This window comes from Streptomyces marispadix, assembly GCF_022524345.1.
Classification (GTDB): Bacteria; Actinomycetota; Actinomycetes; order Streptomycetales; family Streptomycetaceae; genus Streptomyces; species Streptomyces marispadix.
Map to the genome: position 1 here is coordinate 13,131 of NZ_JAKWJU010000002.1, position 23,638 is coordinate 36,768.

The following is a 23,638-nucleotide window of genomic DNA, read 5'->3' on the forward strand; positions in this document are numbered from 1 at the left end:
CCCAACCAACACCACAGACGACAGGAACAGATGCGGCAGGCCGCCCACCGGAACCGGCGAAAGCCGGCACTCGACCGAGGAGGTCCGGACGTCACCGGCCGACCCCCCCCCCGGGTCTGCTCAACCAGCAGCGCCATGACAGCCGTTGAGCCCCGCAGCCACGATATGCCCGCCACGCCCGCCACGCACCGAAGGAAACCGGGCCGGCCCACGGACAGGAGCGGCGCCCGCAGACGACACACCAGACGACTGGTCCACAACAATCCCCTCTCAAAAACACACACAACACGCACGCACCCCTCAACAGACCAATACACCCCACAAAACTCATCACCCACCCCCAAACACAAACCCGGCACACCCCCACAGCCCCCCACGCGGCACGACAGACCGCAGCGGAAGGACGGTGTTGCGGGGAGGCCGAGGCGCTCGGCCAGGGCGAGGACGCGCGCGGGGCTGGGGCTCGTCGGTGAGGCGAGCAGCAGTTCCGCGTCGAGGACGTCGAAGGGCTCCTCGCCCGTCACAATGCTCAACCTCGCAGTCTCGGAGAGTCCGGATACTGAGCAGTTTGCTCAGCGGACTGCGCCGTGATTGTGCGGTCGTCGTGGTCCTGCTGTCATGTCGGTGCAATCTGCTGACTTCGATGCTTCGGACGGGCGGCATGAGGACTACGGACGACGTGACAGGCGCGGCCTCGGCGGGCGGCGGTGCCGGGACGTGTCCCGGCGGCTCGCTGGATCTGGAGACGCTCGCGGCCGTCGAGCGGCGTGTGCTGTGGCTGGCGACGTCGGTGATCGACCATGCCAACCGTGTCCGCCCGAATCCGTCGGGGCTGAAGGTGGGCGGGCACCAGGCGTCCAGTGCCTCGATGACGTCGATCATGACGGCGCTGTGGTTCGCTCAACTGGGCCGCGAGGACCGGGTGTCGGTCAAGCCGCACGCGTCGCCCGTGCTCCATGCCGTCAACTATCTCCTCGGCGAGCTGGACGAGTCGTATCTGACGACGCTGCGCAGCTTCGGCGGTCTGCAGAGCTATCCGAGCCGTGAGAAGGACCCGGACCCGGTGGACTACTCGACGGGGTCGGTGGGTATCGGCGCCACCGCGCCGATCTGGGGCGCCCTGGCCCGTCGCTTCGTCAACACCCGTTTCGGCGGCGGGGGTTCGGGCCGCCAGTACGCGCTGCTGGGGGACGCCGAGTTGGACGAGGGCGCCTGCTGGGAGGCGGTGCTCGACCCGGCGGTGGCCGATCTGGGCGAGGTCGTGTGGGTCGTGGACTTCAATCGGCAGTCGTTGGACCGGGTCGTGCCGAACATCTCGGCGACTCGTCTCCAGGGGATGTTCGCCGCCGCGGGATGGCAGGTCATCACCGTCAAGTACGGGCGTCTGCTGCGGGAGTTGTTCGCAAGGCCCGGCGGTGACGCGCTGCGTGCCCGTATCGACGAGATGACCAACCCCGAGTATCAGCGGCTGTTGCGCTGCTCCGCGGATCAGTTGCGTGAGCGGCTGCCCGGTTCGGGGCCCGGCCGGGAGACGATCGCGGGGCTGCTGTCGCAGCTCGACGACAGGGCGGTCGTCGCCGTGCTGCGCAACCTCGGCGGGCACGACCTGGGGGCGTTGACGGATGCCTTCGCGCGTATCGACGACACGCGGCCGACCGTCGTGTTCGCCTACACGGTCAAGGGGCACGGGCTGCCCACGGCGGGCCATCCGCAGAATCACTCGGCGCTGCTGACGGGTGAGCAGATGCAGCAGCTCGCGGAGCGGGTGGGCGCCGATCCGGCGGATCCGTGGGCGCGGTTCCCCGAGGGCAGCGCGGAGGCGGTGCTGTGTGAGCGTACGGCGGCGAGGCTGCGCCGGGAGGATCGGCGGCCGCAGCAGCCGCCGTCGCTGCCGGAGGACTTCGGCCGTACCCCGTCGGGGAAGGGCTCGACTCAACAGGCCCTCGGCAGAGCGCTGTTGGACCTGACGCGGCAGGCTCCGCAGGCGGCCCGGCATGTGGTGACGGTCTGCCCGGATGTGGCGTCCACGACGAACCTCGGCGGCTGGCTGAACAAGGTCGGCACCTGGTCCCCCACCCAGCGCCGGGACTGGTTCGCCGACGACGCGGAGACGATCCTGCACTGGCGTGAGCAGCCGGGCGGGCAGCACATCGAACTCGGCATCGCGGAGACCAACCTGGTCGGGCTTCTGGGCGAGTTGGGCGCGACGTGGAGCCGGTGGGGCACTCCGCTGCTGCCGATCGGCGTGGTCTACGACCCGTTCGTCGGCCGGGCGCTGGAGCCGTGGTCGTTCGGGATGTACGCGGGCGGCCAGTCGATCCTGGTGGGGACGCCGTCCGGGGTGAGTCTCGCGCCGGAGGGCGGCGCCCACCAGTCGGTGATCACACCCTCGATCGGCCTGGAGCAGCCGGGATGCACCTCCTACGAGCCTGCGTTCGCTCTCGACGTGGAGTGGTGCCTGCTGGCCGCGCTGGCCAACCTCGGCAGACCCGGCGGCAGTTCGGCGTATCTGCGGCTGTCGACGCGAGCCGTCGATCAGGCCCTCGCGCATGTACCGGCCGACTCGGCGGCACGTGAACGGCGGCGCAAGCAGTCCGTGGCCGGCGGCTATCTGCTGCGCCGGCACCACGATCCGGCGCTGACGATCGCCGTCACCGGAGCGATGGTGACGGAAGCACTGGCCGCCGCCGACCGCCTCGACCAGCTCGGGGTCGGCGCGGATGTCGTCTGCGTCACGAGCCCCGACCTGCTCTTCCGTGCCGTGCAGGCGCGACAGGGGCTTCAGGACGGCCCGGACTGGATCCTCGACCAGACCTTCCCCCGGGAGCGAGCCCGTCCTCTGGTGACCGTCCTCGACGGGCACCCGCACACGCTCGCGTTCCTCGCCGGCGTCAACGGGATGGCCTGCCGGGCGCTGGGCGTGACGGGCTTCGGGCAGAGCGGCAGTCCGGAGGAGGTCTACCGGTACCACGGCATCGACAGCGACGGCATCGTCGCGGCGGCGCTGGATCTGGGGACCGGTCTACGATGAGCCGCGTGCGACCCGTCGTTGTGCATGTGGACGTGGACCGGCCCCGGGAGGAGGTCTACGACTTTCTCGATGTCCTCGCCGCCCACGAGGAGTTCACCGATCACATGCTGCGCGAATGGGAGTGCTCTGGCCCGTCGCGCGGTGTCGGCGCGAAGGCGCAGGTTACGGCGGTCGTCGCCGGACGCCGTGAGGGTGTCGCGATCGAAGTCGTGGAGGCGAAGCGCCCGTTGAAGATCGTGGAACGCAACACCGGCGCGGGCGGACGCCGGGTCGCCCACGGCACCTACCTTCTTCAGGAGCTTGCCGGCAGCGGTACGCGGGTCTTCTTCGAGTACGCCTGGCGGACCGCACCCGCGAGCGAGCGACTGGCGGCTCCCGTAACGAGATGGCTGCTGCGGCGCGCCAATACCCGTGCACTGCGGCGGCTGGCCGGCCTACTGGAAAGCCACGGTTAACGCTCGTACGCCGAGGAGGAGTTCCTCATGCGGATCACCGTCGTGGGCAGCGGAGACGCCTTCGGGTCGGGCGGTCGCTTCCAGACGTGCATCGCGCTGGGCCCTGACGACCCGGCAGCCGCCTCCCACACCCTCCTCGACTGCGGCGCGACGAGCGCCGTCGCGCTCAAGCAGCAGGGCTTCGACCTGAATTCGATCGAGACGATCCTGGTCACCCACCTGCATGCGGACCACTTCGGGGGCATCCCTTTTCTCATTCTGGACGGCCAATTCCGCCGCCGTACACGTCCTTTGACGGTCGTGGGACCGCCGGGCACCGAACAGCGGCTGACGGAGGCGATGGAGGTCTGTTTCCCGGGCTCGTCGTCGGTCCAACGCCGTTTTCCCGTACGGGTGCTGGAGCACCAGGAACGCACCGCGCTTCCGACGGAGCGCTTCACAGCCATCCCCTACGAAGTACGGCACGCGGCCGGAGCACCCTCGTATGCGATCCGCGTAGCAGACACCGATTCCGCAGCGCAGATCGCCTATTCAGGAGACACCGAGTGGACCGACGCCCTCATCGACGTCTCCGACGACACCGACCTCTTCCTCTGCGAGGGATACGCACCACACCCCGTCCGCTGGCACCTCGACCTCACCACCCTCGCCGACCAGCACCACCGGCTGAAGACACAGCGACTGGTCCTCACCCACCTCTCACCCACCGCGCTCACCGCAGACCTGCACAGCTGGAACATCGCCCACGACGGCCTCACGTTGACCGTCTGACCCCCGGCACCTGAGGACCACACCAACCGGAGCGACCAACACGCCCCCCACCATGGCTCAACGCCGTTATGCGGCACAGGAGTTCGGCCCATCCCGGTTGCTCGGAGTCGTCTCCGCACCCCCCCGCAGGTGGCTGACCCAGCGCACACCCCCGTCAGGCCAACCACCCGCTGCGCGGGGTCACCCCCGAAGCCACCAGGGACTCGAGTACGCCACACCCCAGTCATTGCACGCGTGGCCCGAAGGCCCCGGGGACGGGTTCGCCTGAGACGGGTCGGAGACGCGCAGGACGATCCAGTCGCCGTCTGCCGCGTCGAGGGGCACGGTGAACTTCGTCAGCCGATTGGACTGGGTCTCGACGACGTCCGCGACGGTCGGGGCGTCCGAACCCGGGCGCAGGACCTGGACGTTGAGGGGCTTGCCCTCCCACTCGGGGCCACGGTCCAAATCGACGGTGAACTGCACGTCGCCCGAGGCCAGACCGAGAGTGCCGCCCATCTGGACGCCGTTCGCCACGGCGTCGAGTCGCAGCCCCGATACGCGCGTTGCGAAGAAGCGCCGGGCCCGCATCGCCTCGAAGACGCCCGCGCGGGTGTTCTCGGTGACCCACAGCCCGCTGCGGCCCTTGCCCTCGGGGAAGCCCCAGTCCGTGCCGTGCTCGTCGGTGACGCCCGTCAGGCCGGTACGCCATCCCTTGTTGAGGCAGGCCACGAGCGGCGAGCGGCCGGTCTTCGACCAGCCGTCGAAGAGATAGTCGTCGCCGCGGTTGAACATCTCCAGGCCGACCATCTTCTCCAACACCCCTGACGAGAAGCTGAAGTTGTCGAACATCCCGGGCTCGCGACCGGGGTGGTTGAAGCTGGCGACGGCGTCGCGGCCCTCCAGCCAGCCGTAGAGCGAGCCCGGACTGCCGGCGCCGCCCAGGTCGACCCAGTCGTCGGTGAACCAGACGTTGGCGTGGCCGTGCAGCGGGTGGGACCACTCGAAGCCGCGGATGGCGGTGTAGTCCCCGGGATCGTTGGCGGCGTCCGCGAGCTGCCCCGTCCGGTCCCACTCTTCCGAGCTGAGGCCCTCGACCGACAGCAGCGTGGCGTGATCGGTGAGAGCGGCGACGTCCAGACCCGCGTCGCGCATGGACGCGAAGGCGAGTTCGGGATTGCCGTCACCGTCGGACATCGCGGTGTGGTTGTGCATGTCGGCGTGGACGAGCGTGGTGCCCTGCCTGAGCCGGGAGCCGCGCGCGGCGCCGGTGCGCTTGACCGGTACGTCCGACGATCTGGCCGTACGGGTACTGACCGCACTCGCGGTCCCCGGCACCGAGGCAGCTATGAGAAGCCCGCTCGCCCCGGCGAGCATGGATCGTCGGCTGGGTCTGTGGTGGTGGTCGTGTGTCGTCATGCGGGGTGTCTAGCGCAGACTGCCTTACCCGTCAGTACCCCGCGCACGACGGATGTCTGAACTCTTCGCCGAAGACGGCCTGTTCGGGCAATTCCTCCGGCGATCAGTACCTCCTCACCCTTGCCGGCGGCCGGGCGGACCGGTAGCCGAGTGGGACTGCGCGCCGCCACACTCCCCTGGAGCCGGGTTGTGGCATCGCGGCTGAGGGCGAGCCGCAAGGGCTGAGCGCGGGACCTGCGGTGTGGACCGCCGATCCCGCGCTCGACCTTGCAGCTTCCGGCCGCCCCCGCTGGGCTTCGTTCACTCGTCGATCGCCGCTCCGAACTGCGCGTTGGCCGCGGGCGCCCCGAGGCGCGCCCCGTCGTAGGTCCACGTGCCGGTGGCGACCAGTCCCGACGACGACGCGGGCAGGACCCATATGAAGCCGTCGTTGGTGTTCTCGCCCGGTGCCGCCGCGAGCAGGCCGAAGAGGCCGTTCTTGTCGGCGTCGATGAGCCGCACCTGGCCGCCCCACCGGTCCGAGCCCTCCGCGATGCCGGGGATGTCGGCGTGGTTCTGGTCGAAGCTGCGTGCCCCGGTCGCCGTCAGCCCGCCCGCCGCCCCGCGCAGTGTCCAGACCGCCCCCGCGTCGGGCGTCGAGCCGATGTCCTCACCGGGTGCGCCGACGGCGAGGTCGGGACGGCCGTCGCCGTTGGTGTCGCCGGAGGACATCTCGGAGCCCCACATGTCGCCTGCCTCGGCCACGCCGGGTACGCCCGGGGAGTCCTGCGTCCACGTCTGCGACGGGGCCGGGTCGAGACCGGAGAGATCGCCCTTGCCGAGGTAGACGGAGACGGAACCGCCCAGCGGCGAGCCAGAGCCCGTGTCGCCGATGGCGAGGTCGTCCTGCCCGTCATGGTTGAAGTCGCTGGAGTTGATGCCTGGCCCGCCCTCGAACGTGCCGCCGTCTCCCAACGCGCCCGCGTCGGCCGCGCCGTGCAGTACCTGCGTGACACCGGCGCCCGGCTTGTCACCGGTGGTGACTCCGGAGATCGCCAGGTCCGCCCACGAGTCCTCGTTGTAGTTGCCATGGCTGAGGCTCCGCAGCGCCAGGCCGCCGGCGGCAGGGGCAACGTCCAGCGCCTGTGATCCTTCGGCTGCCGGCTTCAGCTGCTGGGCCGCAGCCCCGGGCGGGGCGGTGAAGAACAGCAGTGTCTCGTTCTCCAGGACGGCGATGCTGTCGCGCAGGTTGGCGTCCGGCTCCGCAGGGTCGGGGGCGAAGTACCTGGCCGCCTCGATGGCCCGTCCGAAGTTCGCGCCCGCTCGCGGCTGGTCGGGGTTCTCCAGCCAGGTGCTGTCGCTGCCGTGCAGCCCGGTGGGCGAACCCCAGAAGACGATGGCGCCGCCCGCGTCTGACAGCCCCGCAAGGTCCTCACCGGGGATGCCCACGATCGCGTCGTCGTAGCCGTCATTGTCCAGGTCGCCGGAGGCCACGGCCCGGCCGACGCCGTCGCCGGCCTCGGCACCGCCGGGGACGCCGGAGGTGTTCTGATTGAGGACGCTCTTCTTGGTGGTGCTGAGACCACTCGACGAGCTGTACTGCACGGTGACGTAGCCGGCGCCCGAGGCGCCGCCCACCGTGCCGCCGGGGACTCCGGTCAGCACGTCGTCGTAACCGTTGCCGTCGTAGTCGCAGTTGCGCTGCTGCCAGCCGATGGACGGGAAGGGCACGGAGGCCTGTGCGGCGGGTGCCGCGACAAGGGCCCCGCCGGTGAGGGTGAACAATGCCGTGGCCGTGAGGGCCACGTTTCTGAAGTAGCGCACAGGAGAGCCTCCTTGGTCCCCTCAAACTGCTGTGCCGTGCTGGTCAGCCCCTGGTGGACTGTGCGTGGGCGGAGAGAACGCGGCCGGTTCCCGGGAAGCCCCGGGGAACCGGCCGACGGGTTCCGCGGAGGAGCGGTGGCGCCGCCGCGGTGGCCGCGGTACGGCGTCGAGTCCCTCCGCGACCTCGCCCGTTGAGTGATGCGATGACAGCGATGACGGCAACGTCCGTATTGCAGTCACCAAGAAGACAATCCAGGTTCGTCCAGGGTTGTACGGGATCGGGATCGGGACGGCGCCTGGGCTGCCCGATGCTGCGGCTGGTGCAGTGCTCGATCCAGAGCGGGACCGCCTTCGCACGGGACAGGCACGTTCCCTCAAGAAGATCGGTCAAGCGAGGCGAGAAGACCCCCAGCCCTGAGCACGGCCGCACAGTGGTGCATGCGACCGTGGCCCTGGCGTTTCGCAAGCCGCGAGCCCAGCCCGGCCGTGCTGGCGAAGAGCCGGGTAGGCGGGCACTGGGAGTCGACAGAGAAGCCGCCTCACCGGACGCGTTTCAATCCGGGCGTCGGGCCCTATCGCGTGTGGCGCTGCGTAGAGCTGATGCGGGAGGCGGACTCCACTGTCGAGGAACTGAAGCGTCAACTCGAAGGCCGCGCCCGATTTATGGATCTCGTTCAGAGAGTTCGTGCCGAGTGACCGGGAGACGACGGCCAACAAAGTCGAGGCGCCGCTACCACCATCGACTGCAACTGACGTTGTCACAGGCGCGCATATACACGCTCCGGGCGCCCCAATAAGGGTAGTTCTTTCCGAACCTCATCTTCTTGTGTGTTACCCGCCCCGATTCCCAGTAGATCTTCATCTGCACAGAGACGTGGGCGTCGGCGCCCGCCCACTTGAGGCGGCCGTCGTAACCGCCGTGCCCGTCCTTCTTCCACCATTTCCCGACGTCAGCCGCGAGACCCTTGGTGGGTGTGTACAGGGTCCTGACCGCGTGTTCGGTGAAGTGCGGCTTGGACGGCGCAGCGCTGGCCGCTTGTCCACCGGCAAGAGTCATTGCGGTGGCTGCGGCAATTACAACTGCCACACGTCGGATGTGCATGCGATGTTCCCCCTTGACTCCGATGCCCCTCAGTTGATCTGAGGGTGCAGCGCGAGCGTTCTTTCGGTATTGCGCCCACTTGCCCGCGCCGCCGTTCTACGTGGTCGATATTCAAAGCTAGCCCGCGACTTCGGAGACGTCGTTAGCGGTGAGTGCCAGCCCCTTAGCGTGGCGCGCCAGAGCTCTCGTACAGGGCGAGCTGTCGGTATTCGCGCGGCGGCATGCCGTAGGCGGTGCGGAAGGCCCGGGTGAAGTCGGCGGGACGGCGGAAGCCCCATCGGATGGCGATGGCATTGATGGGCCGGGTGGCCAGTGTTGGATCGGCCAAGTCGCGGCGGGCGCGTTCGAGTCGCTGCTCGCGGATGAACATGCTGACGGTGGTGCCCTGGCTCTGGAAGATCCGATGCAGGGTGCGGGATGAAATGTGGTGGGCCGCGGCGATCATGTCCGGGGCGAGACGAGGGTCGCCCAAGTGCCGGTATATGAAGGCGTGGACGCGTACGGCCAGGGTCTGTCGATGGGTCTCGGGCGGAAGTTCGCGGTCGGCGCCGAAGTGATGGGCGACCAACGACGCGGCGAGGTCGAGTGCCACGCCGCCCAGCCGCGAGGCGTCCGTGGGCCCGTAGCGGGTCGTGTCGGTGGCCAGACGAGCGATGAACTGGGCGAACAGGGCGCCGAGTCCCTGCCGGGCGGGTAAGTCGGCCGCCAGCAGCCGGTCGGCGGCATCGGCCGGAAGCGGCAACAGCGCCCGGGGTAGGAGGGCTTGCACCAGTGTGACCCCGCTTGGAGCCTCGCTCTGGTCGGCGGCGAGCCGTCCCAGGTAGGGCCGTGATGTGGTGGACAGTGTCAGGTCCCCGGAACCCAGGACGGTCTGCCGGTCGGCCTGTTCGATGGCGACGGATCCTCGCTGGGCGAGAGCGAGGTGGTACAACTCCGGGTCGGACTGCCGGATCAGCTTCGGCGTGCGGTGGGAGTGCAGCGAGGGACAGGTGAGTACGGACACCTGCACCGGGCCCAATTCCAGCAGGCGCAGGGTCGCGTCGAAGTCGTCGGCGTGGTCGGTACGAAGCTCGGTGGGCGCATGGCTGGCGAAGACCAGTTGACGCCATCCGTCGAACCGCTCCGCCGGAGGCAGGTCCTCACCCCGGAACACCGTCTCGAACACCGTTAGCTCCCCCTCTGCCCCGCATTCTTGAGAGTCTCCGGTGCGGCCAGCGTGCCATGCACCCGGGGCCCGACACATTCGGATCAGAGCGCGCGAGATGCCGAATCCCGATGCGGCCGCGAGCTGTCGGAGACCCCCCGACGTGGCTACACCCGCCTCCCGTAATGCGGTGCGGCAGCTTGCAGCACGCTCACGTCGTGTCCGGCGTCAGCTTGTAGTGGAGACGGAGTGCCGTCGCGGACCACAGGCGAAGTACATGGTCCGTACGGAGAGTGCCCTCGCGGTCGGCATAGACACGGAAGGACTCATGTATCGGCGCGCGGGCGGCGTGAGTGCGACCACGGTGCGCGACCACCACGTATGCACCGTTGTCCCCGAAGGCACCGGAGGGAGAGGTCAATTCCAGTGCGCCGTCCGGCGAGACGCTGGGGCGCAGGAAGACCTGGACGTTGCCGGCCTCAAGTGGAAAGGCCACGTGGACACTTGGCTGCAAGGAGCCCGGCAGCAGCCGTGCCGAATAGCATCCGCTGTAGACGTACTCCCCCGTGGCCCGCAGCTTCCGTATCCATCCCGCGGCGCGCTGTTCTCCGTCAGCGTCGACGATTGCGGCCACCCTGCTGTCCATGCCGTGGGCGACGTCGAGTGGCCGCATCGGTAGCGCGAGTTGCTGCACACGGCGTCCGAAGAACCGCGAGACGAGTTCACCGCCGGGCCGGAACAGGGCGCTCCACTGGGTCCACACCTCCAGGCGCCAGTCGGAGGTGTGCTCGTAGAAGTCACGGATCTCCGGGCGCAGTTCGGCAGCCTTGAAGTCCGGCCCGTCGAGCTGAGACATGTCCGGCAGCAAACCCCCGCCGTCCTGCTCGCGGACCGTGCCGCCGTGCGCCGCTGCGGCCGCGCGCAGCCATCCGTCGCCGACGGTCCCGGCGTCGTGCATGGGGGCCGCCAGCCACCGGTGTTCACCCGCCAAGTCGACGGGGCGGCCCCTGATGCGCCAGAACGCCCGGGACGCGCGGTCCAGCCTCGCCGTGAACGAACTCATGCGGCAAGCATGTCAGTTACTTGCCGCAGAAGAACCAGCTCACGGCACGAACCCTCACCGGAGCACCGGCGACCTGCGTCACGCCCGTGGTCAGTCCGCGCCGCCCTGCATCGGGGCCCAGAACTCCTCGAACGACATCGTGCCGTCGCCGTCCGTGTCGAGTACGTCGATGAATTGCTGCGCCTGCTCCTCGGTGAGGTGCTCGCCGCGCAGTTCGGCGACCACCTGCTGGTATTCCTTGGCGGTTATCTGCCCGTCGCCATCGAGGTCGTATGCGTCGAAGACCTTGCGCGCCGCCGCTTTCATGTCCACCACGTGAGTTCGCCTTTCCTCGTTGGATGTCGGGCGATGTTACTGCGCATTGATCGCCGGCAGCACCGGCCCCCTCGTCTCCTCGCATGGGCATCCGTCCGCCGCTTCCGTGCCCCGATACGGCACCACCACGCACCACCACGCCCTGTTCGCGCGCTGGAGTGGCGACGGCAAGGTGACCGGGTCACCGCATCGCCGCCACGGGGCCGCCGAGCTCGCACCTCGTCCGCGTTGGAACGCCCAAGTCTGGAAGGCCAGACGGCGGGGGCGGGAACAGCCGGTCCGGTCGGCAGGTTGCATCGACCGAGGGCCGGCGCCGCACGGGCGGGGGACACGGAGACCACGAGGTCCTCCGCCGCACCAGGATGTCCCAGGATCGCGGTACGCCCGCCGCCCACTCGGACCAGACGTATCTCTTGCAGGAGGACTTTTTCATGACTGACCGGCCCTTGACGCTCATGGCAGTACACGCCCACCCCGACGACGAGGCCACCGGAACCGGAGGGATTCTCGCGCGGTACGCCGCGGAGGGCATCCGCACGGTTCTCGTGACCTGTACGGACGGCGGTTGCGGGGACGGACCGGGGGGCGTCAAGCCGGGCGATCCCGAGCACGATCCCGCGGCCGTCGCCTTGATGCGCCGCCAGGAACTCGAGGCGAGCTGCGACGTCCTCAAGGTCAGCGATCTGGAGCTGCTGAACTATGCCGACTCCGGGATGACTGGCTGGCCGAGCAACGACGCCCCGGGATCCTTCTGGCAGACCCCCGTGGAGGAAGGCGCCGCCCGGCTTGCGGAACTCATGGAGCACTACCGGCCCGATGTGGTCGTCACCTACGACGAGAACGGCTTCTACGGACACCCCGACCACATCCAGGCCCACCGCATCACGATGGCGGCGCTGGAGATGACCGCGCTGACGCCGAAGACGTACTGGACGACGGTGCCCCGCTCGATGATGCAGCGGTTCGGGGAGACCATGCGCGAGTTTCAGGAGGACATGCCGGAGCCGGATCCCGCCGAGGCCGCCGCGATGGCCGAGATCGGCCTCCCCGACGACGAGATCACCACGTGGGTGGACACCACCGCATTCAGCGGCCAGAAGTTCGATGCGCTGGCCGCGCACGCCAGTCAGGGCGAGAACATCTTCTTCCTCAAGATGGGCAAGGAGCGGTTCGGCGAGCTGATGGGCATGGAGACCTTCCTACGTGTCAAGGACACCACCGGCGCGGCCGTGCCCGAGAACGATCTCTTCGCCGGACTGCGCTGATCCGCCCGTCCGGCCGGGTCCGGGACAGTTCCTCGGACGCACGGCGCGATCGAGAGGGCCACACGCCCGACCCCGTCGCGCTTGTGAACACGGCGGCGCGGGCGGGGCGTTGAGGGGCGGAGGCGACGCCGGCCGGCCGGGTCCTGGCGGCCTGGCCTGTTCCGGTTCCGGCCGCGGTTGTTCGGCGGCCTCCGCCCGCGGATGCCGCAACGTCCGGGACTTCACGCAAACTTCACGCAACGAAGGCAGCGTCGAGCGGAAGCACTACCTGGCGGCGGCTCGTCTTCGGAGCTGACACACCGCCTCGGCCGGTGAGTTGGGCGGCGGTGTGGATTCGACAAGTGAACTCACCGCCGCCTCTTGACGGTTCAGTGAAGCTGCATAACAGTGACTTGTGAATGAGAGCGCTCTCAAGCAACGGTCCGATAGGCCGTGCCGAGCGCGTATCGATCCACCTTGTACGTGCTTCTCCCGCCTCTGGCGGGCTCGCGTGTCCGTACGTCAGCAACCGACGTTCCTCCGAGTGAAAGCAGCCCCCATGTACAAGCTCACTCCCCCACGCAGGACGCCGACCGGCCGACTCCGGCCCCGGCGACGCTTCTTGGTCCTCGTGACCGCCGTGTCGCTCCCCTTCGGCGCGTTCCTGGGTCTCACCGCGTCCTCCGCTACGGCCGCCGCCGGCGAACCCGGACCCGCCGCTGCGAGCAACGCGGCTGCGACCGAGATGACCGCAGGCGACGCCGCTTCCGCGGCGGACTGGACCACCGTCTTCAAGGACGATTTCGACGGCGCAGCCGGCACCGGCCTCAACCGCGACGACTGGCTCTACGACATCGGCACCAGCTACCCGGGCGGCGCCCCGAACTGGGGCACCGGCGAGGTCGAGACGTCCACGGACTCGACCGAGAACGTCTACCAGGACGGCGAAGGCCACATGGTGATCAAGCCGATCCGTGACGACGCCGGGAAGTGGACCTCGGGCCGCGTGGAGACCCAGCGCACCGACTTCGGCGCCCCGGCCGGCGGCCAGATGGAGATGAGCGCCTCCATCAAGCAGCCCAACCCGGAGAAGGCGCTCGGCTACTGGCCCGCGTTCTGGGCCATGGGCGCAGACGCCCGCCCCGTCGGAGCCACCAACTGGCCCAGCATCGGCGAGATCGACATCATGGAGGCCGTCAACGGTCTCAGTAAGCACTCGGCCACGTTCCACTGCGGCGAATGGGCCGGAGAGTGCCACGACCCGGACGGCATCAGCAGCGACCTACAGCCCTGCGAAGGATGCCAGACCGACTACCACACCTACTCCGTCATCGTGGACCGTACCGACACCTCCGCCGAGCAACTGCGCTTCTACCTCGACGGCAACCAGACCTTCACCGTGAACCAGAACCAAGTGTCCGCAGCCACTTGGCAGAGGGCGGTGGACCACGGATTCTTCGCCATCTTCGACGTCGCGATCGGCGGTTCCTACCCGAACAAGGTCTGCGGCTGCACCTCGCCGGCGGCGGACATCACTTCGGGCGCGGGGATGAGCGTCGACTGGTTCGAGGTGAAGGTGAGCGAGTAACGACGCAGCCCATGGTCCCCGGCAGTGGGGCGTCGGCGTTCGGCGGACTCGCCGATGCATCAGCGCATGCGGACATCGGCGTCGAAGAGCCGGGCCTCGCCGGGGACCAGATCCGACTACGGCTAGCGGCAAGGGACAGCGCCTGAGTTCGCTTCCTTCGCAGACCACCAGGAGACCCCGTCGCACCACGTGGGACGGGGTCTCTTCGCCGCTGGCTTCTGGCTACTGGCCTGTGCGGCTGGGGCAGACGGCCCGCGTAGCGCGACATGCCCTTCGGCTGGCAAGCCGTGAACATCGTCTGCTGAGCCTCAGCGACCACACCGGCCTCACGTCGGCAGCACGCACACCGGCTTCGTCACCTTCACCGGCTCCCCCGCCTCCTTCAGCGCCCCGCTCGCCTTGTCGACGGCGAAGACCCCGATCGTGCCGCTCTTCTCGTTCCCCGCCCACAGCACGTCCCCGCCCGACGGGATGCTGATGTGCCGCGGCCAGTCGCCCCCGCACGGGACGGCACCGGCCATCTTCAGCGACTCGCCGCCACCGCCCGCCGACATCCAGGCGACGCTGTTGTGGCCCCGGTTGGAGACGTAGACGGTCCGCCCGTCGGCCGCGACCGCCACCTCCGCCGGAAAGTTGCGCACGCCGGGCTCCTCACCCTCGGGCAGCGTGGAGATGCTGCCCCCGCGCGTGAACTTCCCGCTCCCCGCGTCGTAGGCGTAGACGGAGATCGTGCTGTCCAACTCGTTGGCCACGTAAGCGAATCGGCCGTCAGGGTGGAACGCCAGATGCCGCGGCCCCGCGCCCGGCTTCGCCTTCGCCTCCGCGACGCGCTTCAACGTCCCCTTCTCAGCGTCGAGCCGGTACGAGAAGAGCGAATCCGTCCCCAGGTCCACGGCGATCACGAAGCCGCCCTTGGGGTCGCTCACGATCTGGTGTGCGTGCGGCCCTTCCTGCCGGTCGGGGTCCGGCCCCTTGCCTTCGTGCTGCACCAGGTCCGTACGGGCGCCGAGGCCGCCGTCCGCCTTGATCGGGTGCACGGCGACGCTTCCCGAGCCGTAGTTCGCGCTGAGCAGCCACTTCCCGCTCGCGTGCACTGACAGGTGCGTCACGCCCTTCCCGCCCGTCGACTGCGGCTCACCCAGCGGGCTCAACTTCCCTCGGTCGCCGACGGCGTAGGCCCGTACGCTGCCCTCTTCGCTCGCCTCGTCGAGCGCGTACAGCACCTTGCCGTCCTCGGCCAGCGCGAGGAAGGTCGGGCTGGTGACGTCCTGCACTGCACCGGACGTACTGATCGCGCCGCTGGACGTGTCGTACGAGCCGGTGACGATGCCGCCGCCGAACGTACCGATGAACAGGGGCCGTTGAGCGGGTTCGGCTCTCCGGCCCGCGGGCTTGCCGTCTTCGTGGCGCTTCGTTCCGTCGTCCGGCTTCGCGCCTTCGTCCTCCGACGGCAGTACGGCGGAGGCCACCGCCGTACTCCCGCCCGCGGCCGCGACCACCCCGAGCGCTCCGAGGAACGACCGTCGCCGTACCCTCCGGGCGGACTGGGCGGAGTCGGCGTACAGGGCGCGGCGGTCGGGCGTGCGTGGGGACACGGGACGAACCTTTCGGTGGGGTCTCGGGTTCGGCTCGCGAGTATGCCGCGCCTGCCCGTCCGGGATCAGGGACTTGACCTTTCGCGCTGGTCGGCGCCTTGTCCCGGACCGTCGTCCTGGTCCTGGTCCTCGTGCCCGCCGAGCTTCCGACGCCGTGTCTGCCCGTGCGGACACGGCGGTCATGCCGGTGACGCCGTCGTGCAGCACGAACGCGCCGTCGGTCATGGTCGCCGAGAAAGTCGCCGATAACCGCGGCGGTCCTGTGGACCGACTTGCGCGAAAGAAGGGGTCCTTGCCGACGGTCTGGTCGGCCTCAGGAAAACCTTTTCCTGAGGCCGGATACATGGTTGGCCTTCCTCGGCCGCGTGTCACATACGGCTGCGTGCCGATCGTCTTACGTACGAGGGCAGTCCAGCCGCAGGGAGGCGAAGAGCATCGTGACGGATGAGGACAGGAAACGAGCAGCGCACCGGGCCCTGGTGGATCGCGTGCTGAACGGGGAGGGCAGGGCATCCGCGGAAAAGCGAGCGCGTGCTTTCAGCAACGATGGCCTCCCGCCACCGCTGGACACGCTGATCGGCAAGGTTGTCGACAGGCCTGCGCAGGTCACCGAGGCGGACTTGGCGGCGGCGAAGGCGTCGGGCTGCACCGAGGATCAGCTTTTCGAGCTGGTCGTATGCGCTGCGGTCGGCCACGCTGCCCGGCTGTATGAAGCCGGACTGGCGGCCCTGGCCGAGGCGACCGTCAACGGGAGGCCGGGACATGCGACTTGACGTCCTCAACCACGGTTACGGCCCTGGAACCAAGGTGCTGTTCGCGCTCATCCGGCTGTTCTCACGGCACCCGGTACCGGACGCCGCGAAACTGGTCTTCTACCGGCCCGGTTTCTACGGTGCCCGGGCGAAGGAGTTCACCCACGAGGCGATGCGCGGGCCGTCCTCCTGGTCGGTGGGCGACCGGGAGCTGATGGCGGCTTACGTGTCCAAGGTGAACGAGTCCGCGTTCTGCGTCGGCGCGCACACCGCAACCGCAAGACAGGCGTACCAGGACGGGCCACGGGTCGCGGCTGTGCTGGCCGACCTGAGTTCGGCTCCCATCGCAGAGCCGCTGCGGGCCACGCTGCGGATGCTCGGCAAGCTGACGCGGGAAGGTGAGGTCGGCGCCGAGGACATGCGGGAGGTGCTGGCCGCCGGCGTCTCCTCCCAGCAGGTGAAGGACGCGCTGGCGGTCTGCGTCGCCTTCAACACCACCGACCGCCTTGCCGACGTCTTCGGGTTCGAGCTGCTCAGCCCCGAGGGCTTCGAGGCTGGAGCCAAGTACCTGCTCAAGCGGGGCTATCGGTAGCCCGCGCGGCGCGAGTCACGGACGTCCGCCGGGTCTGGTGACGATCTGGTCGATGTCCGTGACGCCGGGGTTGGCGGCAGCGGGGGAAGCGAGTCGCCCCGGAGGCCCGGGCGGTGATCCTCATGGCCTCGGGGTCCGGGACACGGGTAACGGCTACCGCACGGCTGGTTCAGACGCAGAAGCCGCAGGCCACATCGCCTTCGGAATGGCCTGGCTGTTGGTCGCCGCCATGCTCGGAACATCCAGGGCGACGGCCGAGCCGAGTGTTCAGCCCCGCACCTGAGACGTGCTCTTCGCGAAAGTCGTGGTTCTGGCTGAACTTCCATGCAGCACACACACGTTGAGTGACGGCTGGGGGGAAACCGAGGAAAGGCGCCGGGCCAGGCTGAAAAGAATCTTCGAATGAAGCTAGAGGCCAGCGCGCTCTTGCAGCACGGCGCGCTCGGCCGGGTTGGCGGTCAACTTGAGCGCAAGCCGGTCAGCGGGGCCGGCAACTGCTCGCGGAACTGCTGCCGTTCGGCGGTCAGACCGCCGCCTTGTGGATACCGCACCCCGAGGTCGTGCCGCTCAGGGCCGACGACCACCAAGCCCTACGACGCCAGGAGCTCAATCTCAGCAGTCGGCCATCGCCCGTCCCCCTGCCCGGCACGAGCCCAGGCGTGCGGCGAGGCTCGGCCGCACGTCTGAATTCAGTGACCCGCGTCACACTCGGCTCCTGTCAGCAATCGGGACGCTGTCTCGTTCAAAGGGCACGCGAACCAGACAGGAGCAACGCCATGAAGCACCGCATCGTCGTGCTCGGCGCCGGTTATGCCGGTGCCTTCGCCGCCGGAAACCTCGCCCGCCGGCTCTCTCCGGCCGACATCGAGATCACCGTCGTCAACGCCGTGCCCGACTTCGTTGAACGGATGCGGCTCCACCAGCTCGCGATCGGCCAGGACCTCGCGTTCCGCAGGCTCGCCGACGTGTTCGCGGGCACCGGGGTGCGGCTGCGTCTGGCGCGCGTCACCGGCGTCGACCCCGAGCGCAGGACCGTGGCCGTGACGGGCGAGGACGGCGATGGCGACCTCGCGTACGACACGCTTCTCTACGCGCTCGGCAGCTCCGTAGCCCACCATGGCGTCCCGGGCGTGGCCGAGTACGCCTTCGACGTGACCGGCCGGTCCTCGGCGCTGCGTCTGCGCGAGCGCCTGGCCGGACTGGGCGAGGGCGGCACCGTGCTGGTCGTCGGTGAAGGGCTGACCGGTATCGAGACCGCCACCGAGTTCGCCGAGTCCCGGCCCGATCTCTCGGTGACGCTCGCCGCCCACGGCGAACCGGGCGCCTGGCTCTCACCGAAGGCCCGCCGTCACCTGCGCCATGCCTTCGACCGGCTCGGGGTCACCGTCCACGAGCACACGGACATCGAAGTCGTCGAACCGACACGGGCGATCGCCGCCGACGGCAGGTCCATCCCGGCCGATGTGACCGTGTGGGCGGCCGGGTTCGCCGTGCACCCCGTCGCAGCCGCCAGCGGCCTGGAGGTCGCAGGCACCGGCCAGATCGTCGTCGACCGCACCATGCGCTCGGTCTCGCACCCGGACGTCTACGCCGCCGGTGACTGCGCCTACGCGATCGGCGAGAACGGCCGGCCGTTGCCGATGTCCTGCGCCTCCGCCGGCTTCACCAACATGCAGGCGACCGCCGCGATCATCGCGCGCCTGACGGGCCGCAAGGTCCCGATCACCGGGCTGAAGTACTACGGCAACCACATCAGCCTCGGGCGGCGGGACGCGATCTTCCAGATGGTGGACGGGAACGTCCGGCCGAAGTCCTGGTACCTGGGCGGGCGAACCGCCGCGCGTCTCAAGTCCGGCGTGCTCACGGGGGCCGGCTGGGGCATCGCACACCCGACCTTCGGCATGCCGAAGCGCAAGCGCCGACTGGCCCCCGCGCCTGACCGAACCGCTGTAAGGGCCGCCGCATAGGCTTCCCGCCATGGACAGCGCGGCCATCGATCGGTTCGAGGCCAGCCGGGACCGGCTGGCCTCGCTCGCATACCGTCTGCTCGGCTCGGCCACCGACGCCGAGGACGCCGTGCAGGACACGTTCCTGCGATGGCAGGCGGCAGACCGCGAACGGGTCGAGGTACCGGAAGCGTGGCTGACGAAGGCCCTAACCAATCTCTGCCTCGACCGGCTCCGCTCGGCGCGGGCACGCCACGAGCAGGCGGCCGGTGCCTGGTTGCCCGAGCCGCTCCTCGAAGGCGACCCGATGCTCGGCCCGGCCGACACCTTCGAGCAGCGCGAATCGGTGTCGTTGGCCGTACTGACGCTCTTGGAGCGTCTCTCGCCGGTCGAGCGGGCCGTCTACGTCCTGCGTGAAGCCTTCTCGTACAGCCACGCCGAGATCGCCGGGATCCTCGACATCACCGAGTCCGCGAGCCAGCAGCACGTCCACCGGGCCCGCATCCGGGTCGCCGCCGAGCGCCGCCGCGGCGAGGCCGACCCCGCATCCGCGCGCCGGGTCGTCGAGGAGTTCCTCGCCGCCGCCACGTCGGGGCGCACCGAACGGCTGGTGGCGCTGCTCACCGACGACGTGACGGCCGTCTCGGACGGTGCCGGACTGAGCAAGCGGCTGTTGCGCTACGACACGCGCGAGCGGGTCGCTTCCTACGTGCGGGCCGGTTTCAAACCCACGCCCGCGAAGCGGCGGCTGGCCGGCGGCTCACCCGCCATCCATATCGCGACGGTCAACGGCTCTCCGGCCGTCCTCGCCGTGGTCGACGACCGGGTCGTGGGCGCCGTGGCGTTCGAAGTCAGCGACGGCAAGGTCACGTCCATTCACGGCGTCGCCGCCGCGGATCGGCTCGCGCGCCTCGACGAGACCTGGCGGCAGCACGAACACGACGCGCCCCTCATCGAGGCATGGTGACGGGAGCCACCGGATTCCGGTGATCTGTCTTATGCCCTGTTGCCACTGGTGGTTGAGGTAGCCGGTGTGTTGCTCGCCTCCGGCGAAGCGACCCGTCACGGGTGCTGAAGATCGCGAGGCGACCCGCTTCGGCGCAGGCGCCGGCGTCAGGCTTCAGGCGTAAGGGTCGCCGTCCGCGTGGTCTGCCCTGGGGGTGTTCCGGCTGTCGTACGGCCGCCGTCATCCGTCCTGCGGGGCGTTCGCCGAGGTGATCAGGAATAGCTGGGCCTCGGCGTCCGAGCACGACCCCACGACGGCTTCCGCCCCCTGGGCCGGTTCGTCCCCGATGGCCAGGCACCCGCCGGTGGCCGTCGACGCGATGCGGTACGCCCCGGCCGGACGCTCGGCCGACTCGATGCGGAACCGCTGCGTGGCCCGGGCCCCCGAGCAGTCGTCCCAGGGTTCCAGCATGGTGGCGGCCGGCCCGCTGTCCAGCAGCGTCAGGCAGCCGCGGCCGTGCTGCGGGTGATCCCACTCGATGTAGTAGACCCCGGCCGCGTCGGTGGACCGCAGTTGAGTCCGCGGCGGCTCCGCATGGGTACAGGGGCGCGGAACGGCGACTGGCCCCCTGTACCGGCCGCTTTGTTCCCGGCCCTCGGTCAGGCACTGGTCGCGGGCGCCGACCGGGCGGATCTGCACCCAGCCGCCCGGAAGAGGACCGGTCCCGGCCTCCGTCTCGCGCTCGTCGCTCGGCCAGAGTGCAGGGGTCAGTGCTGCCAGGCCCAGCGTCAGCGCGAATCCCGCCGCGCCCAGCCACCAACGTGCCGGCCGGCGCCCTAGCAGGCGTCGGGCCCCAATCGCGGGTGTAGGCCCGTGTGTTGGCGTGAGCCCGGGGGAATGTGACTCCGCCGTGCCCTTCGGCCCGGCCGTACCGTTCGGCCCGATCGTCCCGTTCGGCTCGGCCGCCTCAGGAACGGCGGCAAGACGATCCCTGACCGCCAGCCAGGACCTGACCTCCACGTCCCCGCCACCACAGGCCCGGACGAACGGGGCCACCACGTCCGCGCGGGGCAGCGCCGACTTGCGTAGCCCGTCCGCGATCGTGCTTCGCGCCAGCACCTCGCCCCGCCGCTCGGCGCGCTCCTCCAACTGGCGATAGGACAGTCCGCAGTGGTCCTTGAGCTCCCGCAGCAGCGCTACGAACTCCGTGGCGTTTCGCGCCTGTTCGGGTCTCGGCTGTCGGTTCCCGGTCACGGCCCCATTTTCACGTCAAGCATGCCCACGACAAGACCGTCGAGCGATGAACTGATCCCCCATGTGACCGGAGGTGTCCGGAGGGTGTCCGGAGGTGCCCGGGGGCTACCTCGCTGACCAGGCCGGACAGCTCCCGCGGAGTCCCGGACGGAGCCCGGACGGGGATGGACCTTGCCGCAGGAATCTGTGGTGTCCAGGCTCCCTTCGACGGTCGCCGCTCACCCGGCACCTTCTGAGATGGGTGAGGAAGCCTCGGGGTTCGTCTCTGCCCTGCGGCCGGCCGTCTGACGTCACTCAACCGCTTTGATTCCTGGGAGAGTTCAATGCTGGAAGACAAGGTCAACGCAGCGCTGGCAGACCAAGGTCTGCTGGAGTCCGACGAGGGCACGGTGCCGAAGTCGCTTCTCATCGTGCTTGCCACCCCGGCAGTAGCAGCCATTGCGACCGGGGTGGCTGTCGGCCGAGGCGCCTACGCCGCCTACCAGGCGGCCAACGGCTAGAGCCTTTCGACCCTCACGAGTCTGCGCGGGGTCGTGCTCCGGTCGCGGCCCCTGCCCTGCCGTTCGATACGCACCCTCGGGCCACCACACGGTCTCCAGGCGCACACAACCCCGGTGATCACGCGGCGGAGGTCAACCAGGCTTCGCCGCACCGCCGTTGTGACGCCGACGAGCGACAGCGTCCTGCGGCCGGTCGGGTCGAGCGGACGAATACGAGGGTGGCGACGCCCGTGGCCAGGGTTCAGCTCAAGGGGCGGGTCGCCTGTACGAAGGTGATCCGACCGAACCTGTGGTCGGCGTGAGCGACCTCCCGGGCGTCGCCGAACCCGGCCCCGGCCAGCAGCGCGACGATGCCATCGCCCTGGTTGCGGGCCGCCATCGGGCTGTTCGCCGCCCGGGAACGTACGAGGTGGGGCAGGTGCCCGAGCGCGTGGACCGGGCGGCCATGGCCGTGCGTGGGGCGCCCGGCGTCCTCGCCATCGGACTCCGGCCCGACGAAATCGACGACGGTGACCCTCCCTCCCGGCCGAAGCGCGCGAAGGGCGTCGCGCGCGAACGCCACCCGGCCGTCGTCATCGACGTGGTGCAGGGCCAACGACGAGATCACGTGGTCGAGCGAGGCGTCCTCGGCGGGGATCCGATCGGCGTATCCCTGGACGAGGGTGAGGGACACGCCTCGGCGGCGTGCCTTGCGCGCGGCCCTGCGCAGTGCTGCACCGTCGGGGTCGAGTCCGGTCAACCGGGCACCCGGCTCTGCCGCGAGCACGGCGAGCGACAGGTTGGCTGTACCACAGCCGACGTCGACCACCGCCTGCCCGGCTTTGATCCCGGCGAGTTCGACGCTCCGCTCGTGCAGCGCGCGAACGCCGGCCAGCCGCGTGAAGACGTCGTAGAGCGGGAGCAGCCAGGCCTTGCTCATCCCCGGCAGAAACGGGCGGTCCCGCTCCTCCGGCGTGCGCTGGTCGAGGATCCGTACATCGGTCGTCGTCGCCATGGGGTGCTCCCTGTGCCCTTGGTGACGGGTCTGCCTCGGTGCGGTCCCGCAGACCCGGCGTCCTTGCCTCGCAGTCTTGTACATCCTGCGGTTACTCAGCAGGATGTACGTTGGTGAACATGGGACATTCTTCGGTCGTGGGTCGTTCTCCGGTCGTTGACACAACGGCGATACCTTCGACTCTGCGCACGGTGCGACCCGACGGGACCCCGGTCTACCGGTACCGGCAGCGGCCCGGCGTACCTCCTGTCTCCGTGATCCGCTTCGACACCGCGGCCGCCCACTCCAGTCTTCCGCCGGACAACCGCCACGCCCACGACTTCCTCGTCCTCGTCTACGTCGAAGAAGGCACGGGCTCGTTCACCCTTGACGGCGCCGAACGGTCGCTGCACGGCGGCGAGGTCCATGCCGTACCGCCGGGGCAGGTCATCAGCGTCGCGCCCGTCGCGAAACACACCCGCACCCGCGCGTGGTCGGTCGCGTTCATGCCGGACGCCGTTCCAGCTCTGGCATCGGTCTCCCCGCTGGCCTGGGCACACCATCCGCTGCTCGCCCTGTTCGCGCCCGGCGCGGGGCCCGGTCGGGTCGCCGGGCGCGACCGGGCGAGTTGGTCGACTTGGATGGCGGACCTGAGCGATGAGGTCGCCGACCCGGACCGTCTCGGTGCCCACGAGGCCGTCGCCGCGCTCCTCACCTCGATCCTGGTCGCGGCTGCGCGACTGGCACCCTCCGCACCGGGGACGCCGGACCCACTCGTCGAGCGGGTCTTCGCCGAGATCGAGGAGAGGTTCCGCGAACCGATCTCCGCCACCGATGTCGCCCGCGCACTCGGCTACACCCCGGGACACCTCACGACCGTGCTCCGCCGGCGCACCGGACGCCCCCTGCTGGAATGGATCACCGAGCGGCGCATGACCGAGGTCCGGCGCATGCTGCGCGAGACCGACATGTCGCTCGATGCCGTGGCCGCCCGAACCGGCCTGCGCGACGCCACGTACCTCGTCCGCCGCTTCCGTGCCCGATACGGCACCACCCCGCAGCGATGGCGCCGCACCATGACAACGGTCGGCCGGACGCCTTCAGAGTCACCCTGAGTCGGTCAATGTCTGAGAGCCAACCCCGCAACGCGACACTGTGGTTGGGGA

The 23,638-nt window shown here is 69.6% G+C and carries 20 protein-coding genes; 11 read left to right on the top strand and 9 right to left on the bottom strand.

The features are described 5' to 3' along the window. Nucleotides 1–661 precede the first annotated feature (661 nt). From MMA15_RS00125 to MMA15_RS00135, 3 genes are read left to right on the top strand one after another with little or no spacing between them, the layout of a single operon-like run. Nucleotides 662–3,031: a thiamine pyrophosphate-binding protein gene (locus tag MMA15_RS00125; protein ID WP_241056891.1), complete on the top strand. Its 2,370-nt coding sequence runs from the start codon at nt 662–664 to the stop codon at nt 3,029–3,031. Further along, the gene (locus MMA15_RS00130) at nt 3,028–3,486 is read left to right on the top strand and encodes an SRPBCC family protein (RefSeq protein WP_277399971.1); all 459 of its coding nucleotides are present in this window, start codon (nt 3,028–3,030) and stop codon (nt 3,484–3,486) included. The genes MMA15_RS00125 and MMA15_RS00130 overlap by 4 nt, the downstream gene beginning before the upstream one ends. A 27-nt stretch (nt 3,487–3,513) precedes the next feature. Then, on the top strand, nt 3,514–4,257 hold the full coding sequence (locus MMA15_RS00135) for an MBL fold metallo-hydrolase (RefSeq protein WP_241056893.1): 744 nt from the start codon (nt 3,514–3,516) through the stop codon (nt 4,255–4,257). Nucleotides 4,258–4,437: 180 nt separating this feature from the next. Here the strand turns inward: MMA15_RS00135 and MMA15_RS00140 are convergent, their stop codons facing one another. The 6 genes from MMA15_RS00140 to MMA15_RS00165 all read right to left on the bottom strand — a co-directional run bounded on the left by MMA15_RS00140 (nt 4,438) and on the right by MMA15_RS00165 (nt 11,073). Continuing rightward, nucleotides 4,438–5,655: a CehA/McbA family metallohydrolase gene (locus MMA15_RS00140; RefSeq protein ID WP_241056894.1), complete on the bottom strand. Its 1,218-nt coding sequence runs from the start codon at nt 5,653–5,655 to the stop codon at nt 4,438–4,440. 300 nt (nt 5,656–5,955) lie between these two features. Then, nucleotides 5,956–7,458, bottom strand: a complete 1,503-nt coding sequence (locus MMA15_RS00145; RefSeq protein ID WP_241056895.1) for an FG-GAP and VCBS repeat-containing protein — start codon at nt 7,456–7,458, stop codon at nt 5,956–5,958. A gap of 730 nt (nt 7,459–8,188) precedes the next feature. Further along, nucleotides 8,189–8,560 carry a hypothetical protein gene (locus tag MMA15_RS00150; protein ID WP_241056896.1) on the bottom strand — a complete coding sequence of 124 codons (372 nt, stop codon included), beginning with the start codon at nt 8,558–8,560 and terminating at the stop codon, nt 8,189–8,191. A gap of 163 nt (nt 8,561–8,723) precedes the next feature. Beyond that, entirely contained in the window at nt 8,724–9,725 is a 1,002-nt protein-coding gene (locus MMA15_RS00155) for an AraC-like ligand-binding domain-containing protein (protein ID WP_241056897.1), read from the bottom strand. 190 nt (nt 9,726–9,915) lie between these two features. Further along, complete coding sequence (locus MMA15_RS00160) at nt 9,916–10,767, bottom strand: hypothetical protein (protein ID WP_241056898.1); 852 nt, start codon at nt 10,765–10,767, stop codon at nt 9,916–9,918. Nucleotides 10,768–10,857: 90 nt separating this feature from the next. Continuing rightward, nucleotides 10,858–11,073, bottom strand: a complete 216-nt coding sequence (locus MMA15_RS00165) for an EF-hand domain-containing protein (RefSeq protein ID WP_277400611.1) — start codon at nt 11,071–11,073, stop codon at nt 10,858–10,860. A gap of 440 nt (nt 11,074–11,513) precedes the next feature. On the opposite strand from MMA15_RS00165, the gene MMA15_RS00170 reads away from it, so the two are divergent. Then, nucleotides 11,514–12,347: a PIG-L family deacetylase gene (locus tag MMA15_RS00170; RefSeq protein WP_241056899.1), complete on the top strand. Its 834-nt coding sequence runs from the start codon at nt 11,514–11,516 to the stop codon at nt 12,345–12,347. 610 nt (nt 12,348–12,957) lie between these two features. After that, nucleotides 12,958–13,914: a glycoside hydrolase family 16 protein gene (locus MMA15_RS00175; protein ID WP_241056900.1), complete on the top strand. Its 957-nt coding sequence runs from the start codon at nt 12,958–12,960 to the stop codon at nt 13,912–13,914. Between the two features lie 326 nt (nt 13,915–14,240). Here MMA15_RS00175 and MMA15_RS00180 read toward each other — a convergent pair whose 3' ends face one another. After that, nucleotides 14,241–15,509 (bottom strand): lactonase family protein, encoded by a 1,269-nt coding sequence (locus MMA15_RS00180; protein ID WP_241056901.1) that lies wholly within the window; start codon nt 15,507–15,509, stop codon nt 14,241–14,243. Nucleotides 15,510–15,946: 437 nt separating this feature from the next. Between MMA15_RS00180 and MMA15_RS00185 the strand changes: the two genes are divergently transcribed. From MMA15_RS00185 to MMA15_RS00200, 4 genes are all read left to right on the top strand, one after another. Further along, nucleotides 15,947–16,282 carry a hypothetical protein gene (locus MMA15_RS00185; RefSeq protein WP_241056902.1) on the top strand — a complete coding sequence of 112 codons (336 nt, stop codon included), beginning with the start codon at nt 15,947–15,949 and terminating at the stop codon, nt 16,280–16,282. Next, on the top strand, nt 16,272–16,853 hold the full coding sequence (locus MMA15_RS00190) for a carboxymuconolactone decarboxylase family protein (RefSeq protein WP_241056903.1): 582 nt from the start codon (nt 16,272–16,274) through the stop codon (nt 16,851–16,853). The genes MMA15_RS00185 and MMA15_RS00190 overlap by 11 nt, the downstream gene beginning before the upstream one ends. Before the next feature lie 776 nt (nt 16,854–17,629). Beyond that, nucleotides 17,630–18,820 (top strand): NAD(P)/FAD-dependent oxidoreductase, encoded by a 1,191-nt coding sequence (locus MMA15_RS00195; RefSeq protein WP_241056904.1) that lies wholly within the window; start codon nt 17,630–17,632, stop codon nt 18,818–18,820. 10 nt (nt 18,821–18,830) lie between these two features. Beyond that, nucleotides 18,831–19,766 carry a sigma-70 family RNA polymerase sigma factor gene (locus tag MMA15_RS00200; protein WP_241056905.1) on the top strand — a complete coding sequence of 312 codons (936 nt, stop codon included), beginning with the start codon at nt 18,831–18,833 and terminating at the stop codon, nt 19,764–19,766. A gap of 219 nt (nt 19,767–19,985) precedes the next feature. Here the strand turns inward: MMA15_RS00200 and MMA15_RS00205 are convergent, their stop codons facing one another. Further along, entirely contained in the window at nt 19,986–20,999 is a 1,014-nt protein-coding gene (locus tag MMA15_RS00205; RefSeq protein WP_241056906.1) for an RICIN domain-containing protein, read from the bottom strand. Nucleotides 21,000–21,322: 323 nt separating this feature from the next. Here MMA15_RS00205 and MMA15_RS00210 point away from each other — a divergent pair, with 323 nt between their 5' ends. Further along, complete coding sequence (locus MMA15_RS00210; protein ID WP_241056907.1) at nt 21,323–21,499, top strand: hypothetical protein; 177 nt, start codon at nt 21,323–21,325, stop codon at nt 21,497–21,499. Between the two features lie 241 nt (nt 21,500–21,740). On the opposite strand, the gene MMA15_RS00215 is transcribed toward MMA15_RS00210, so the two are convergent. Further along, complete coding sequence (locus MMA15_RS00215; protein ID WP_241056908.1) at nt 21,741–22,493, bottom strand: class I SAM-dependent methyltransferase; 753 nt, start codon at nt 22,491–22,493, stop codon at nt 21,741–21,743. Nucleotides 22,494–22,684: 191 nt separating this feature from the next. On the opposite strand from MMA15_RS00215, the gene MMA15_RS00220 reads away from it, so the two are divergent. Further along, nucleotides 22,685–23,587 (top strand): AraC family transcriptional regulator, encoded by a 903-nt coding sequence (locus tag MMA15_RS00220; protein ID WP_241056909.1) that lies wholly within the window; start codon nt 22,685–22,687, stop codon nt 23,585–23,587. Nucleotides 23,588–23,638: the final 51 nt, after the last annotated feature.

Bases quoted from the DNA above. Each gene is read 5' to 3' on its own strand.
- MMA15_RS00150 (WP_241056896.1), bottom strand. From the start codon at position 8,560: ATGCACATCCGACGTGTGGCAGTTGTAATTGCCGCAGCCACCGCAATG.
- MMA15_RS00130 (WP_277399971.1), top strand. From the start codon at position 3,028: ATGAGCCGCGTGCGACCCGTCGTTGTGCATGTGGACGTGGACCGGCCC.
- MMA15_RS00140 (WP_241056894.1), bottom strand. From the start codon at position 5,655: ATGACGACACACGACCACCACCACAGACCCAGCCGACGATCCATGCTC.
- MMA15_RS00200 (WP_241056905.1), top strand. From the start codon at position 18,831: ATGGACAGCGCGGCCATCGATCGGTTCGAGGCCAGCCGGGACCGGCTG.
- MMA15_RS00190 (WP_241056903.1), top strand. From the start codon at position 16,272: ATGCGACTTGACGTCCTCAACCACGGTTACGGCCCTGGAACCAAGGTG.
- MMA15_RS00195 (WP_241056904.1), top strand. From the start codon at position 17,630: ATGAAGCACCGCATCGTCGTGCTCGGCGCCGGTTATGCCGGTGCCTTC.
- MMA15_RS00210 (WP_241056907.1), top strand. From the start codon at position 21,323: ATGCTGGAAGACAAGGTCAACGCAGCGCTGGCAGACCAAGGTCTGCTG.
- MMA15_RS00125 (WP_241056891.1), top strand. From the start codon at position 662: ATGAGGACTACGGACGACGTGACAGGCGCGGCCTCGGCGGGCGGCGGT.
- MMA15_RS00160 (WP_241056898.1), bottom strand. From the start codon at position 10,767: ATGAGTTCGTTCACGGCGAGGCTGGACCGCGCGTCCCGGGCGTTCTGG.
- MMA15_RS00170 (WP_241056899.1), top strand. From the start codon at position 11,514: ATGACTGACCGGCCCTTGACGCTCATGGCAGTACACGCCCACCCCGAC.
- MMA15_RS00165 (WP_277400611.1), bottom strand. From the start codon at position 11,073: ATGAAAGCGGCGGCGCGCAAGGTCTTCGACGCATACGACCTCGATGGC.
- MMA15_RS00215 (WP_241056908.1), bottom strand. From the start codon at position 22,493: ATGGCGACGACGACCGATGTACGGATCCTCGACCAGCGCACGCCGGAG.
- MMA15_RS00135 (WP_241056893.1), top strand. From the start codon at position 3,514: ATGCGGATCACCGTCGTGGGCAGCGGAGACGCCTTCGGGTCGGGCGGT.